The following is a 13,371-nucleotide window of genomic DNA, read 5'->3' on the forward strand; positions in this document are numbered from 1 at the left end:
CCTCGATCATGGCCAGTTCCACGCCCGGGCAACGCCGGTTTCCGGCCTTTCATCCGGGGACCGGACCGCCATCGTTTGTGGCTGGCAGCCGCGGGTAGCCACGCGTGTCCGGGACGGGAAGGACGGGGCATGGCTGAGCTGGAGTTCTTCGAGAAGGTAGCCGCGGGGGCCCAGGTCCCGGCGGAGACGGCGCGAGCGCTGACCGAGGCCACCCTGCGTACCCTCGCGGAGCGGATCAGCGGCGGCGAGGCGGCCGACCTGGCCGACCACGTGGCGCACGAGCTGCGCCCGCTCCTGGCCCGGGCCCGCCCCGAGGAGCCGGAGGCGTTCGGGTACGACGAGTTCCTGCGGCGGGTGGCGGAGCGCGCGGGGGTGGCACCCGAGGTCGCCGAGCAGGGCGCGCGGGCCGTCCTGCGGACCCTGGACCCGGTGGTCGGGCACCAGCAGTTCAGCCAGGCGTTGTCGCAGCTGCCGGCGGAGATCCGCGGCCTGGCCCAGCCGGTGCCGCGCGGGCGCTGACCGGCCCTGGCCTACGCGACCTGCCCCTGGTCCCGGCGGCCACCCGTGACCGCCGGGACCGCCGGGTCAGCCGGGCAGGTGCAGGAACGACCACTGGTGGCCGTCGGGGTCCCGGAACCCGCGCATGTACATGTACCCGAGGTCCTGGCCCGGTCCGAGCGACTGCCCGCCCGCGACGACCGCCAGGTCGACCAGCTCGTCGACCCGTTCCCGCCGGTCGACGCCGAGGCCGACGATGACCTCCCGGCTGGTCTCGGGGTCGCACACCGCGGTCCCGGCGTACGCGGCGAAGGCCGCCGGGGTGTGCAGGATCAGGTGGGTGGTGCCGCCGAGGGTGAGTTGGGCGCTCTCCCCGCCCGGCGGCCGGGGCCCGGCGGTGAAGCCGAGGGCGGTGAAGAACTCGACCGCCCGGTCCAGGTCGCGTACCGGCAGGTTGACGAAGGTTCCGCTGCTCATCGGGCCTCCTCCGGCGACTCCAGGAGCTGTTTGAGGGCGGCCAGCCGGTCCCGCCAGTACGCCCTGAGCCGGTCGGCCTCGTCGGCGTCGGCCAGCTTCTCATGCAGGACGGCCACCCGCGCCTTGGCCTCGCCGACCGGGGTGAAGCCGACGGCGATCCGGGTGGGCCCGTCCGCCCAGTCCGCCCGGAAGGTCTTCGGTGCGGTGGCGGTCCGGACCCGCACCGGCACGTCGGGCAGCCACCGCCCGCGCACCGTCTCGTCGGCGAACGCGGCGAACAGCACCGCCACCGGCACCGCCACGGTCCGGCTGCCGGTGGCCTCGAAGCCGCCGCCCCGTCGCTGCCCCGGCTCGCGCAGCCCGCGGGCCTGCTCGTATCCGACGGTGATGGTCTGCGCCCACCAGCCGGGCACGTCGTGCGCCGTGACCAGCCAGCGAGCGATCTCGGTGTGGCCGTGGTCGGCGGCACTCCACTCGTCGAGCAGCCGGAACCAGGCGTCCCAGTCGCGTCCGGTCCGCTCGCGCAGCAGCGCGTCCGAGATCCGGTCCCGCTGCCCCCGGCCGCCTGCGGCCGGGGCGGTCTCGGGCGTGCCGGCCCTCGTGGTGGCCGGGGCGTCGGTGGTGGCCTTGGCGAGCAGTTGGCGGCGGGCGGTCGTGTAGCTCTCGCCGGTCTTCGCCATCCGGGCCCGCACCCGGGTCTTGAACGACTTCTGAGTCGTCATCACATGCTCCCTCGACGGCGCGGTCGTAGGGACTCACGCTCCCGTCGACCTCGCCGCACCGGAGTGCATGTGGCGTGTCGATGTGGGCCAGTCGGCACCGCGCCCCGAGGACCCGAGGTCCCCTTTGCCTCCGCGAGGCCGGCGGCGTGAGCACCGGGAAGGAGGTGAGGCGCGGGACTGCGCCGGCACCAGTCTACGCCTCGATCGCCCGCCGTGGGGGAGGTCGGGCTCAGGAACCCGTGACGGGTTCGGCGGCCTGCTCCCACATCGACTTCATCTCGTCGAACGCCTGCTCCATGATCTGCACCATGGCCCGGCGGGCCTGCTCGCCGTCGCGCCGCTGGATCGCCTGGGCCACGTCGGCGTGCAACTGCAACGCCTGCTCGTCCGGGTAGTGCGGCATCAGGTGGTAGTGGTGCCGACCGGTCAGCACCTCGGCGACGATCTGCTGCAGTTTCACGAACATCTCGTTGCCGGAGGCGGCCAGCACCTGCCGGTGGAACTCGATGTCCAGGCTGAGGAAGCGGGCCTCGTCGCCGGCCTTCCCGGCGGCCCACATCTTGGCGGCGAGCCCGACCAGTTCGCTCGCCTCGTCGTGATCGATCCGGCTGGCGGCGAGCCAGGCGGCGTGCGGCTCGATCGCGGTCCGCAGCTCGGTGATCGAGCGCATCTGCGCCATCCGGCCGGCCGAGGCGAGCCGCCAGCGGATCACCTGCGGATCGAAGACGTTCCACGCCTCGGCGGGGCGGATCAGGACCCCGACCCGGCGGCGGGTCTCGATGAGCCCCATCGACGCGAGCACCCGCAGCACCTCGCGGATCACCGAGCGGGAGACCGCGTACCGGTCGACGAGATCGTCGATGTTCAGGACGGAGCCGGCGGGCACCTCGCCCCCGCAGATGGCGGTGCCGAGGTGGTCGAGAACGCGCGCGTGCAGCCCGGCCTCGGCAGGGGCCGGCTGAACGGGGGCGACCCCTGGGGAGGAGTGATCCACGCGACGGAGCATATCAGTTCGAACTCAACCCTTGAATAAGTCAGCTTTATCGGCCTAGCATCCGGTCGTTAAGCAGACGTTACAGCGTTGTGGCGCTCTTCCCCCGGGGCGGCGACCACGAGAAATGGAGAGATGACGTGCGACGTCGATCGATAATCGGTACGTCTCTGGCCGTGGTTGCCGCCATGGGCCTGTCCGCCTGCGGCGGCGGTGGTGGCGACGACAGCGGCGCGTCCAAGACGGTCCGGGTGACCCTGGCGAACCACGTCTGGACGGAGAACATCAAGGCGGCCCTGCCCGAGTTCGAGAAGCAGACCGGCCTCAAGGTCGAGATCACCCAGCTCGGCGAGGACCAGCTCTCCGACCAGTACAACGTCAAGCTCAACGCCGGCTCGTCCGACATCGACGTGATGATGTACCGCCCCCTGCAGGAGGGGAAGCTCTTCGCCAAGAACAAGTACCTCGCCGACCTGTCGGACCAGGTCAAGTCGAACAAGGACTGGGACTTCAGCGACTTCCAGTCCGGCCCGGTGGAGGCCACCTCGTACGAGGGCAAGCCCGTGGGTGTCCCGATCATCACCTAGCAGGAGGTCCTCTACTACCGCAAGGACCTGCTCGCCAAGGCCGGCCTGACCGCCCCGCCGAAGACCCTCGACGAGCTCAAGACCGCGGCCGCCAAGATCAAGGCCAGCGAGCCGGGCGTCGCCGGCTTCGTCGCCCGCACCGGCAAGTCGCCCGCGGTCACCCAGTTCTCCAGCTTCCTGTACAGCTTCGGCGGTGACTTCGTCGACGGCAGCGGCAAGGCCGCCGTCAACAGCGACGCCGCCAAGCAGGCGTACGCGCTCTACGGCGGGCTGATCAAGGACTCCGGCCCGGCCAACGTCAGCACCGACATGAGCTGGCCCGAGGCGATGGCCATCTTCACCCAGGGCAAGGCGGCCTTCTACACCGAGGCCGACTCGCTCTACAAGAACGCCACCGACCCGGCCAAGTCCAAGGTGGCCGACAAGGTCGGCTTCGCGCCGTTCCCGGCCGGCCCGGCCGGCTCCAAGCCGTACAACATCCCCTCGTGGGCGCTGGGCATCAACGACAGCTCCAAGAACAAGAGCAACGCCTGGAAGTTCATCGAGTGGGCGACCGGCAAGGAGCAGACGCTCGCCCAGCAGAAGTCCGGCGTGCCGGGCGCCCGTACCTCCGTCTGGACCAACCCCGAGGGCACCGCGACCTACCCGAAGGACCTGGTCGAGGCCATCGCGGCCAGCACCAAGGACGGCGTGGGCCACGACCGGCCGCTGGTCGTGAAGGTCGCCCAGGCCCGCGAGATCGTCGGCCAGCCGATCGTCGACGCCATCGCCGGCAAGGACGTCGCCGCCGCCGCCGACACGGCCAACGAGGCGTTCCAGAAGTTCCTGGACGACGAGGCCAAGTAAGCCGAGCGCGGGGTGGTGGAGCCGGGCGGCTCCACCACCCCGCCACCCCGTCCGGTCCGCCCACCCCGGAGATCTCATGGCAACCGTCACCCCCACCGAGGCGCCCCGCCGCGCCACGGCCATCCCCGACACGCCCGGCTGGGCGCGTTGGGCCAACGACCACCGCAAGTGGCTCTTCGCCGCGCCGGCGATGATCTTCGTCGCCGCGCTGATCGTGTTCCCACTGGCCTGGACCGGGTACCTCAGCCTCACCGACGCCGAGGGGTCGGTCCGCGCCGAGAGCGAGTTCGTGGGCTTCCAGAACTACCTCGACGTCCTCTCGGACACCGAGCGGTTCTGGCCGGCCGTCGGACGGACCGCCACCTTCACCCTCGTCGCGCTGCTGTTCGAGGTCGTCCTCGGCATGGCGATCGCGCTGCTGCTCTGGCGCCCGTTCCGCGGCCAGAAGTGGGTCCGGGTCGCCATCCTCATGCCGCTGGTCGCCACCCCGGTCGCGGTCGGCATGATGTGGCGGCTCATCTTCGACCCGAACATCGGCCTGGCCAACCAGCTGCTCGGCTGGGTGGGCATCGGCCCGCAGCCGTGGCTCGCCGGCCAGCACTCCGCGCTGCCCACCACCATCTTCATCGACGTCTGGCAGTGGACGCCGATGGTCGTGCTGATCCTGCTCGCCGGCCTGACCTCGCTGTCCGAGGAGCCGCAGGAGGCGGCCCGGATCGACGGCGCCAGCACCTGGCAGCGGTTCCGGCACGTCACCCTGCCGCTGCTGATGCCCACGGTGATCGTGGCGATCCTGCTGCGCGGCATCGACGCGCTGAAGACCTTCGACATCCTCTACGCCACCAAGGGCCGCGGCGGCGGTTCCTTCCACGAGGTGGAGACCCTCAACGTGTACGCCTACGGGCTGAGCTTCGACTACAACGAGTACGGCGTCTCCTCCACCGTCCTCATCCTCTTCTTCCTGATCATCATCGGGGCGATGTGGGCCCTGACCGCGCGACGCAAGGAGGCCAAGCGATGAAGGCTGGTCCCGCGTACCGGGTCTTCCGTGTGGTGGCGCTCGCCATCGTGGTGCTGTCGTTGATCGCCCCGCTGCTCTGGATGGTCGCCGCCTCGTTCAAGACCAACGTCGACATCTACGACACCGGCAAGGCGCTGGTCTTCTCGCCCACCCTGGACAACTACACCAACGTGCTCAAGCAGGCGCACTACGCCCAGTTCATCGGCAACAGCCTCTGGGTGGCGTTCGCCGCCACCGTGCTGTCGCTGATCCTCGGCGTGCCGGCCGCGTACTCGATGAGCCGGTTCAACATGAAGAAGTCCGCGCTGGTGGTGCTGATGGCCCGGGTCATTCCCGGCGTCTCGCTGCTGGTGCCCTGGTACTACGTCTTCTCCAACCTGCAGATGGTCGGCGGCTTCACCGTGCTGATCCTCAGCCACATGTTCGTGTCGCTGCCGCTGATCGTCTACATCATGATGGGCTTCTTCGACAGCCTGCCCGACGAGTTGGAAGAGGCGGCGCTGGTCGACGGGCTGACCAACATCGGCGCGTTCCGCCGGATCACCCTGCCGCTGTCCGTGCCGGGCATCGCCACCGCCGGGATCCTGTCCTTCATCTTCTCCTGGAACAACTTCATGTTCGCCCTGGTGCTCTCCGGCGCGGACACCAAGACCCTGCCGGTGGCGATCTTCGACTTCGTCGGCTACGCCAGCATCGACTGGGGCGGCCTGATGGCCGCGGCCACCGTGGTCACCCTGCCGATCATGGTGATCGCCCTGTTCGTGCAGAAGTACGTGGTCTCCGGCCTCACCGCCGGCGCGACGAAGGGCTGAGCACCATGACCACCATCGCCCGCATCGAGACCTTCCTGGTCGCACCCCGCTGGCTCTTCGTCCGCGTCGAGACCGAAAACGGGATCGTCGGCTGGGGCGAGGCCACCTGCGAGGGGCGCTCCGAGACGGTCCGCGCCGCCGTCGACCAGCTCGCCGAGCTGCTGATCGGCCGGGACGCGCTGCGCATCGAGGACCACTGGCAGGTGCTGACCAAGGGGTCGTTCTACCGGGGCGGGCCGATCCTGGCCAGCGCGGTGGCCGGCCTCGACCAGGCGCTCTGGGACATCGCCGGCAAGCACTACGGCGCCCCGGTGCACCAGCTGCTCGGCGGCCCGGTCCGGGACCGGATCCGGGTGTACGGCTGGGTCGGCGGAGACGAGCCCAGCGAGGTCCGCGACCAGATCAGCGCCGCCGTCGAAACGGGCCTCACCGCGGTCAAGATGAACGCCTCCGGCAAGATGAGCCCGGTCGCCTCGGTGGCCGAACTGGACGGGGTGGTGGCCCGGGTGGCCGCCGCCCGGGAGGTGCTCGGCGACGACCGGGACGTGGCCATCGACTTCCACGGCCGGTTCACGCTGGCCAGCGCCCGCCGGGTCGCCCCGCTGCTGGAGCCGTACCGGCCCTTCTTCCTGGAGGAACCGGTCGTCCCGGAGAACTCCCACCTCATCGGCGACTTCGTCCGGTCGACCACCACCCCGGTGTCGACGGGGGAGCGGCTCTACAGCCGGCAGGAGTTCCTGCCCGTCTTCCAGGCCGGCATCGCCGTCGCCCAGCCGGACCTCTCGCACGCCGGTGGCATCACCGAGGTCCGCAAGATCGCCGCGCTGGCCGAGGTGTACGACGTGCAGCTCGCCCCGCACTGCCCGCTCGGTCCGATCGCCCTGGCGGCGTGCCTGCAGGTCGGCTTCGCCACGCCGAACTACCTGATCCAGGAGCAGAGCATCGGCATCCACTACAACCTCGGCGCCGAGGTGCTCGACTACTGCCTCGACAAGAAGCCGCTGACCTTCGTGGACGGATACGTCGAACGACTCACCGCGCCCGGACTGGGCATCGAGATCGACGAGCAGGCCGTCCGCGCCGCCGACCGGCGCGGCCACGCCTGGCGCAGCCCGATGTGGCGGCACCGGGACGGCTCCTACGCGGAATGGTGACCAGATGACCCTCGACCTCACCGCCGAACTCGCCGGCACCCGCCTGCTGGCGGTCATCCGCGGCACCGACACCGCCGCCGCCATCGCCACCGGCACCACCCTGCTCGCCGAGGGCGTACGCGTGGTGGAGGTGGCGCTGACCACCCCCGGCGCGCTCGACGCCATCGCGGCGATCCGGGCCGCCGCCCCGGCCGGCTCGCTGGTCGGCGCCGGCACGGTGCTCACCCCGGCCGCCGTGGCCGACGTCGCCGCCGCCGGCGCTCAGTTCGTCGTCACCCCGGCCGTCGTCGACTCCATCGGCGCGGCGGCCCGCCGGGGACTCCCGGTCGCCGCCGGGGCGCTCACCCCGACCGAGGCCTACGCGGCGATCCAGCAGGGCGCGGCCGTGGTGAAGCTCTTCCCGGCGTCGCTCGGCGGGCCGGCGTACCTGAAGGCGCTGCGGGACCCGTTCCCGGACATCCCGTTCGTCGCGGTGGGCGGGGTCGGCCTGGCCGACCTGCCCGGCTACCTCGCCGCGGGGGCGATCGCCGTCGGCGTCGGCGGCCCGCTGGTCGGCGACGCCGCCTCCGGCGGCGACCTCGACGCCCTGCGCGAGCGGGCCCGCTCCTACCTCGCCGCCGTCTCATGACCGCAGCCGACCTCGACGCCCCGCACGAGCCCGCCCCGCGCCCACCTGGCCGCCACCTGACCGGCGTCGACCTGCTCACCTTCGGCGAGGCGCTCGTCTCGCTGCGGTCGGCCGGACCGCTCGCGGCCGGCGGCGCGCTCACCCCGCACCTGGCCGGGGCGGAGTCCAACGTGGCCGTCGCGGTGGCCCGGCTCGGCCACCGCGCCGCCTTCGCCGGCCGGGTCAGCGACGACGAGCTGGGCGGGTTCCTGCTGCGGCAGCTGCGCGCCGAGGGGGTCGACGTGGCGCACGTGACCCGCGACCCGCGCCGCCCGGCCGGGCTGATGTTTCTGGAACGGCGCACCGCCGACCTGACCCGGGTGATCTACCAGCGGGCCGGTTCGGCCGGGTCGGCGTTGACCGTCGACGACCTGCGCCCGGCCCTCGCGGCGGGCACCCGGGTGCTGCACCTGACCGGGATCACCCCGGCGCTGTCCGACCGCGCCCGGGAGGCCACGACGTGGGCGGCGCAGGCCGCTGCCCGGGCCGGGGCGCTGGTCTGCCTCGACGTCAACCACCGGGCGAAGCTGTGGAGCCGGGACGCCGCCCGGGCCGTGCTCACCCCGCTCGCCGGCCACGCCTCGGTCGTCGTGGCCTCCGCCGACGAGCTGGACCTGGTCGGCGCGCCGGGTGCGGACGAGCCGACCCTGGTCGCCGGGCTGCTGGACCGGGGCGTGTCGACGGTGCTGGTGAAGCTCGGCGGCGACGGCGCCCGCGCGTACACCCGGGACGGCTGCCGGCACGCGGCGGCCCTGCCCGTGACGGCGGTGGACACGGTCGGCGCGGGGGACGCCTTCACCGCCGGCTACCTCTCCGGCCACCTGGACGGACTCGACCTGGCCGGGCGGCTGCGCCGTGCGGTCACCCTCGGCGCCTTCGCCGTCGCCGGGCACGGCGACTGGGAGGCCCTGCCGCGCCGCGACGAGCTGTCCCTCCTGGACGGCCTGCAGCCCGGCAGCACCCTTCGCTGAACCCACCCCGAGAAAGGCACCCGCGTGAAGATCGTCGCAGCGGACGTCATCGTCTCCAGCCCCGACCGCAACTTCGTCACCCTTAAGATCACCACGGACGAGGGGCTGACCGGGCTGGGGGACGGCACCCTCAACGGGCGCGAACTCTCCGTCGCGTCCTACCTGGCCGACCACGTCGTCCCCCTGCTGATCGGGCGGGACCCGCACCGGATCGAGGACACCTGGCAGTTCCTCTACCGGTCGGCCTACTGGCGGCGAGGCCCGGTCACCATGGCCGCCATCGCCGCCGTGGACGTCGCGCTCTGGGACATCAAGGCCAAGGCCGCCGGGATGCCGCTTTACCAGCTCCTCGGTGGTGCCTCCCGGACCGGGATCATGGCGTACGGGCACGCCTCCGGGCGGGACCTGCCGGAGCTGTTCGACTCGATCCGCCGGCACCTCGAGCTGGGCTACCGGTCGATCCGGGTGCAGACCTCGGTGCCCGGCATCAACGCCGTCTACGGGGTGGCCGCCCAGCCCAGCATCGACGGCAAGCGCTACGACTACGAGCCGGCGCAGCGCACCCCGCTGCCCGCCGAGGAGGACTGGGACACCCGCGCGTACCTGCGCCACCTGCCCGGGGTGTTCGAGGCGGTACGCAACGAGTTCGGCCCCGAGCTGCCGCTGCTGCACGACGGGCACCACCGGATGACCCCGATCCAGGCCGCCAAGCTGGGCAAGGCCCTCGAACCGTACGACCTGTTCTGGCTGGAGGACTGCACCCCGGCGGAGAACCAGGAGGCGCTGCGGCTGGTCCGCCAGCACACCACCACCCCACTGGCCATCGGCGAGATCTTCAACACCGTCTGGGACTACCAGACGCTGATCCGGGAACAGCTGATCGACTACGTGCGCTCCGCCGTCACCCACACCGGCGGCATCACGGCCATGCGCAAGCTGCTCGACTACGCCGCCCAGTACCAGATCAAGTCGGGCATCCACGGCCCCACCGACATCTCGCCGGTCGGCATGGCCGCCGCCCTGCACCTGGACCTGGCCATCCACAACTTCGGCATCCAGGAGTACATGCAGCACGGGGCGCTCACCAACGAGGTGTTCCGCCAGTCGTTCAGCTTCACCGACGGATACCTGCACCCCGGGGAGCAGCCCGGCCTCGGCGTGGAACTCGACGAGGAGGCCGCCGCCCGGTTCCCGTACCAGCCGGCGTACCTGCCGTTCAACCGGCTCAAGGACGGCACCGTCCATGACTGGTGAGCGGCGGCCCACCCGGCACATCGTGGTGATGGGCGTGTCCGGGGCGGGCAAGACGACGGTGGCCCGGGGGATCAGCGAGCTGACCGGGCTGCGGTTCGCCGAGGCAGACGAGTTCCACTCGGCGGCCAACGTGGCGCAGATGCGCGCCGGCATCCCGCTGGAGGACGCGCAGCGCTGGCCGTGGCTGCGGGCCCTGGCCGCCTGGATGGCCGAGCGGCACGCCGAAGGGGTGTCCACGATCCTGACCTGCTCGGCGCTGAAACGCTCCTACCGCGACGTGCTGCGGCAGGGGCCGCCGGAGGTGGAGTTCCTCCACCTGGACGGCACCGCGGAGCTGATCCGGGACCGGCTGGACCGGCGGGTCGGGCACTACATGCCGGCCAGCCTGCTCGACTCCCAGCGGGCGATCCTGGAGCCCCTAGAGCCGGACGAGTCCGGGGTGGTGCTGGAGGTGAGCGCCACGCCGGACGAGCTGGTCGCCACCGCGATCAGCCGGCTCGGCCTGTCCCTGCTGAACACCCCGGTCGTCGGACGCTGACCGGGCCGGCCCGGGCGTGCCGTCCGGGCCGGCCGCGGCGACCCGGTCAGTCGGGCAGCGCGTCGAGGTAGACCCAGCGGCCGTCCTCCCGGACGAAGCGGCTGTGCTCGTCCACCGAGCCAGGGCGGCCCGCCTCGCGGTAGTGGGCGCGGAACCGGACCGTGCCGGCGGTGTCGAAGAGGCCGCCCCGGTCGACGCCGAGGACCTCCAGCCGGGTCCACCGCTGCCCCGGATCCAGCCGCAGCCGCCCCGGCCGGGTGCTGGAGTGCCAGCTGCGCAGCAGGTAGTCGGCGTCCCCGACGGCGAAGGCGCTGTAGCGCGAGCGCATCAACGCCTCGGTGGTCGCCGCCGTCGAAGCGCCCTGGTGGATCGGGCCGCAACAGTCCGCGTACGGCAGGCCGGAGCCGCACGGACAGGACCCGGTCGGATCGGCCGCGCCCCGGCGGCCAGCGCGTTTCGCCACCCGGCCATTCTCGTCGACCGGTCAGCGGGGCGCACGAGTCGCCCTGCCCACCGTCTTGCGGCCGGGCGTGCTCGCCGTGTTCCGTTTACCGAACGACGCCATCGTGGTGGCCTTCTTCGCCGCCTTCGCCGGGGCCCGCGTAGCGGCGGTGGTGCGGGTCAGCGACGCCTCCGTCGCCCGCTTGGCCGGCGCCTTCGCGGCGACCTTCTTCGCCGTGGCCTTCTTCGCGGGGGCCTTCTTCGCCGTGGCCTTCGTGGCCGGCGCCTTCGTCGCGGGCGCCTTCGTGGCCGGTGCCTTCCTGGTCCGGGCCGGGGTCGCCGTGGCAGCGGTGGTCTTCTTCCGGGCGGCCCGGGCCGTCGTCGGGGTCGGCTTGCCACCCGGCGTCTTCGCCTGGGTGGCCGCGGTGGCCCGCTTCGCGACGGTCGCGACCTTCTTCGCCGCGGCCTTGTTCGGCATCGGGGCCTTCCGCGCGCCGGTGGCCTTCCGGGCGCTGCTGGGCCTGGTCGCCGCCTGGGCCATCGCTCCTCCTCGCCATCCGCCGCGGCCGGACCGGTGCTGGCGTCGTCCGGCATCGTCGGGCCGATCAGCCCGCCCGGCGCGCGTGTCTTCCCGCCGCGTCGGTGCTCAAACACCGGGCGTGTTGCCGAGCCGTAGTGCAATGACGGCATGGGCAGCGACATCGAGGAACGCCTCGCCGCGGCGGCCGAGGCGATGCGCGAGCACGACCTGGCCGGGGAGCGGATGCGGGAGCTGGCGGTCCGGATCGCGGCGGCGCGGGCCGCCGTCGCCGCGCTGAGCGAGCGGCTCAACGCCGAACTGGCCGACGTCGACCGGCTGGCGGGGCTGACCGTGAGCCGGGTGGTCGCCGCGCTGCGCGGCGTCCGTGACGACGCGCTGGCGCGGGAACACGCCGAGGTCGACGCCGCCCGGCTGCGGCTCGCCGAGGCCGAACGACTGCTCGCCGCGCTGCGCGACGAGTCCGCGCGCACGCAGGCCCGGCGGCGGCGCCTGGCCACCTCCCGGGGAGAGTACGCGGCCCTGCTCGACGAGCGGGAGCGCCTGCTGACCGACTCCGACGACCCGCGCCGGTCGCGCCTGCTAGAGCTCGCTGAACTGCGTGGCCGGCTGACGGTGGAGCACCGCGAGCTGACCGACGCGGTGCGTGCGGCCCGCAACGCCGAGTCGGCCCTGCACCACCTGCGCGAGCTGCTGAGCCGTGCCTCGGACTGGTCGACGTACGACGCGCTGGGCGGGGGCCTGGTCACCAGCATGGTCAAGCACGACATCCTCGACGAGGCGGCCGAGGCGTCCGCCCAGGTGGACCGGGCCCTCGCCGTGCTGCGGACCGAGCTGGTCGAGGTGCCCGGCGCGACCCCGCCGGCGCCCGGCGTCGCCGTCGACGGCCTGACCCGGTTCACCGACGTGTGGCTGGACAACGTGGTGACCGACGTCCTCGTGCAGCGGCGGGTCGAGCGGTCCGTCGAAGAGGTAGCCCGGTCGCTGGGCGAGGTGGCGTCGCTGCGCCGGCTGCTTGAGCTGCGGGTCGCCGACCTGGGCGCTCGACTGGCCGCCCTGGAGGCGGAACGCGCCACGCTGCTGCGACCGGCGTGACGCGGAATTGGCCCAATGATCGGCGCGTGAATCGGCTCTCCAGATGGGCCGCTTCCCGCCGTACGGTCGGCTTGTATCCGCTTCACCGAAGGGACCGAGACGACGATGACGACCGCCGACATGTGGTTCGACCCGCGCTGCCCGTGGGCGTGGAACGCCTCCCGCTGGCTGCTGGAGGTCGAGCGGGTACGCGACGTGCGGGTCCGCTTCCACGTGATGAGCCTGGCCGTGCTCAACGAGGGGCGCGAAGGGCTGGAGGAGTGGTACCGCGAGTGGCTGAAGCCGGGCATGGGCCCCGTCCGGGTGGCGGTCGCCGCGGAGCAGAAGTTCGGCACCGAGGTGCTGCGCGACCTGTACACGGCGCTGGGCAACCGGATTCACCACGAGCGGGCCCCGATCGGCCGGGAGCTGTACGTGGCGGCGCTGACCGAGGTGGGCCTGCCCGTCGAGCTGGCCGACGCCGCCGACTCCGCCGAGCACGACGCGGCCCTGCTGGCCAGCCACCACGCCGGGCTGGCGCCGGTCGGTGAGGACCTGGGCACCCCGACCATCCACGTCACCGGCCCCGACGGACGGGTGAACGCGTTCTTCGGGCCGGTGGTGGCGCCGATCCCGCGCGGCGAGGACGCCGGCCGGCTCTGGGACGGCGTGCTGCTGGTCTCCGGCACCGACGGCTTCTTCGAGCTGAAGCGGGCGCGGACCCGCCGGCCGATCGAGGACTGAGCCGGGCCCGGCCGCCATGGTCCGGGGTGGTCAGGC

15 protein-coding genes and 1 pseudogene are annotated in these 13,371 nt (G+C 72.5%); 11 read left to right on the forward strand and 5 right to left on the reverse strand.

Annotated elements, in window-relative coordinates; translation table 11 throughout:
* Window positions 1–129 precede the first annotated feature (129 nt).
* Window positions 130–519 (forward strand): DUF2267 domain-containing protein, encoded by a 390-nt coding sequence (locus tag FXF52_RS09645; RefSeq protein ID WP_148795594.1) that lies wholly within the window; start codon window positions 130–132, stop codon window positions 517–519.
* Window positions 520–585: 66 nt separating this feature from the next.
* Here FXF52_RS09645 and FXF52_RS09650 read toward each other — a convergent pair whose 3' ends face one another.
* From FXF52_RS09650 to FXF52_RS09660, 3 genes are all read right to left on the reverse strand, one after another.
* Entirely contained in the window at window positions 586–975 is a 390-nt protein-coding gene (locus tag FXF52_RS09650; RefSeq protein ID WP_148795595.1) for a VOC family protein, read from the reverse strand.
* Window positions 972–1,697 (reverse strand): hypothetical protein, encoded by a 726-nt coding sequence (locus FXF52_RS09655; RefSeq protein ID WP_148795598.1) that lies wholly within the window; start codon window positions 1,695–1,697, stop codon window positions 972–974. Before FXF52_RS09655 ends, FXF52_RS09650 begins: the two co-directional genes overlap by 4 nt.
* Before the next feature lie 229 nt (window positions 1,698–1,926).
* Window positions 1,927–2,691 (reverse strand): FadR/GntR family transcriptional regulator, encoded by a 765-nt coding sequence (locus tag FXF52_RS09660; protein ID WP_255471826.1) that lies wholly within the window; start codon window positions 2,689–2,691, stop codon window positions 1,927–1,929.
* 185 nt (window positions 2,692–2,876) lie between these two features.
* On the opposite strand from FXF52_RS09660, the pseudogene FXF52_RS09665 reads away from it, so the two are divergent.
* The 8 genes and pseudogenes from FXF52_RS09665 to FXF52_RS09700 all read left to right on the forward strand — a co-directional run bounded on the left by FXF52_RS09665 (window position 2,877) and on the right by FXF52_RS09700 (window position 10,538).
* Window positions 2,877–4,121, forward strand: a pseudogene (locus FXF52_RS09665) (sugar ABC transporter substrate-binding protein).
* A 76-nt stretch (window positions 4,122–4,197) separates the two neighbouring features.
* A complete protein-coding gene (locus FXF52_RS09670) occupies window positions 4,198–5,142 on the forward strand; it encodes a carbohydrate ABC transporter permease (RefSeq protein WP_148795602.1) in 945 nt (314 codons plus the stop codon).
* A complete protein-coding gene (locus FXF52_RS09675) occupies window positions 5,139–5,954 on the forward strand; it encodes a carbohydrate ABC transporter permease (RefSeq protein ID WP_148795605.1) in 816 nt (271 codons plus the stop codon). The genes FXF52_RS09670 and FXF52_RS09675 overlap by 4 nt, the downstream gene beginning before the upstream one ends.
* Before the next feature lie 5 nt (window positions 5,955–5,959).
* The gene (gene dgoD / locus FXF52_RS09680) at window positions 5,960–7,108 is read left to right on the forward strand and encodes a galactonate dehydratase (protein WP_148795606.1); all 1,149 of its coding nucleotides are present in this window, start codon (window positions 5,960–5,962) and stop codon (window positions 7,106–7,108) included.
* A 4-nt stretch (window positions 7,109–7,112) separates the two neighbouring features.
* Entirely contained in the window at window positions 7,113–7,736 is a 624-nt protein-coding gene (locus FXF52_RS09685; RefSeq protein ID WP_148795608.1) for a bifunctional 4-hydroxy-2-oxoglutarate aldolase/2-dehydro-3-deoxy-phosphogluconate aldolase, read from the forward strand.
* A complete protein-coding gene (locus FXF52_RS09690; protein WP_187413404.1) occupies window positions 7,733–8,746 on the forward strand; it encodes a sugar kinase in 1,014 nt (337 codons plus the stop codon). The genes FXF52_RS09685 and FXF52_RS09690 overlap by 4 nt, the downstream gene beginning before the upstream one ends.
* Before the next feature lie 24 nt (window positions 8,747–8,770).
* Complete coding sequence (gene manD / locus FXF52_RS09695; protein ID WP_148795610.1) at window positions 8,771–10,000, forward strand: D-mannonate dehydratase ManD; 1,230 nt, start codon at window positions 8,771–8,773, stop codon at window positions 9,998–10,000.
* A complete protein-coding gene (locus FXF52_RS09700; RefSeq protein ID WP_148795612.1) occupies window positions 9,990–10,538 on the forward strand; it encodes a gluconokinase in 549 nt (182 codons plus the stop codon). Before manD ends, FXF52_RS09700 begins: the two co-directional genes overlap by 11 nt.
* A gap of 46 nt (window positions 10,539–10,584) precedes the next feature.
* Here the strand turns inward: FXF52_RS09700 and FXF52_RS09705 are convergent, their stop codons facing one another.
* Window positions 10,585–11,001 (reverse strand): YchJ family protein, encoded by a 417-nt coding sequence (locus tag FXF52_RS09705; RefSeq protein WP_148795614.1) that lies wholly within the window; start codon window positions 10,999–11,001, stop codon window positions 10,585–10,587.
* Between the two features lie 21 nt (window positions 11,002–11,022).
* On the reverse strand, window positions 11,023–11,520 hold the full coding sequence (locus tag FXF52_RS41555; protein ID WP_187413415.1) for a histone: 498 nt from the start codon (window positions 11,518–11,520) through the stop codon (window positions 11,023–11,025).
* Between the two features lie 147 nt (window positions 11,521–11,667).
* Here FXF52_RS41555 and FXF52_RS09715 point away from each other — a divergent pair, with 147 nt between their 5' ends.
* Window positions 11,668–12,612, forward strand: a complete 945-nt coding sequence (locus FXF52_RS09715) for a hypothetical protein (protein WP_148795616.1) — start codon at window positions 11,668–11,670, stop codon at window positions 12,610–12,612.
* A gap of 105 nt (window positions 12,613–12,717) precedes the next feature.
* Complete coding sequence (locus FXF52_RS09720) at window positions 12,718–13,335, forward strand: disulfide bond formation protein DsbA (protein WP_148795618.1); 618 nt, start codon at window positions 12,718–12,720, stop codon at window positions 13,333–13,335.
* Window positions 13,336–13,371 lie beyond the last annotated feature (36 nt).

It is taken from the genome of Micromonospora sp. MP36, from assembly GCF_008119785.1.
Lineage (GTDB): Bacteria > Actinomycetota > Actinomycetes > Mycobacteriales > Micromonosporaceae > Micromonospora.

Excerpts from the sequence above, each read along its gene's own strand:
- FXF52_RS09645 (WP_148795594.1), top strand. The coding sequence starts at position 130 with ATGGCTGAGCTGGAGTTCTTCGAGAAGGTAGCCGCGGGGGCCCAGGTC.
- FXF52_RS09650 (WP_148795595.1), bottom strand. The coding sequence starts at position 975 with ATGAGCAGCGGAACCTTCGTCAACCTGCCGGTACGCGACCTGGACCGG.
- FXF52_RS09655 (WP_148795598.1), bottom strand. The coding sequence starts at position 1,697 with ATGACGACTCAGAAGTCGTTCAAGACCCGGGTGCGGGCCCGGATGGCG.
- FXF52_RS09670 (WP_148795602.1), top strand. The coding sequence starts at position 4,198 with ATGGCAACCGTCACCCCCACCGAGGCGCCCCGCCGCGCCACGGCCATC.
- FXF52_RS09675 (WP_148795605.1), top strand. The coding sequence starts at position 5,139 with ATGAAGGCTGGTCCCGCGTACCGGGTCTTCCGTGTGGTGGCGCTCGCC.
- dgoD (WP_148795606.1), top strand. The coding sequence starts at position 5,960 with ATGACCACCATCGCCCGCATCGAGACCTTCCTGGTCGCACCCCGCTGG.
- FXF52_RS09685 (WP_148795608.1), top strand. The coding sequence starts at position 7,113 with ATGACCCTCGACCTCACCGCCGAACTCGCCGGCACCCGCCTGCTGGCG.
- FXF52_RS09690 (WP_187413404.1), top strand. The coding sequence starts at position 7,733 with ATGACCGCAGCCGACCTCGACGCCCCGCACGAGCCCGCCCCGCGCCCA.
- FXF52_RS09700 (WP_148795612.1), top strand. The coding sequence starts at position 9,990 with ATGACTGGTGAGCGGCGGCCCACCCGGCACATCGTGGTGATGGGCGTG.
- FXF52_RS41555 (WP_187413415.1), bottom strand. The coding sequence starts at position 11,520 with ATGGCCCAGGCGGCGACCAGGCCCAGCAGCGCCCGGAAGGCCACCGGC.
- FXF52_RS09715 (WP_148795616.1), top strand. The coding sequence starts at position 11,668 with ATGGGCAGCGACATCGAGGAACGCCTCGCCGCGGCGGCCGAGGCGATG.
- FXF52_RS09720 (WP_148795618.1), top strand. The coding sequence starts at position 12,718 with ATGACGACCGCCGACATGTGGTTCGACCCGCGCTGCCCGTGGGCGTGG.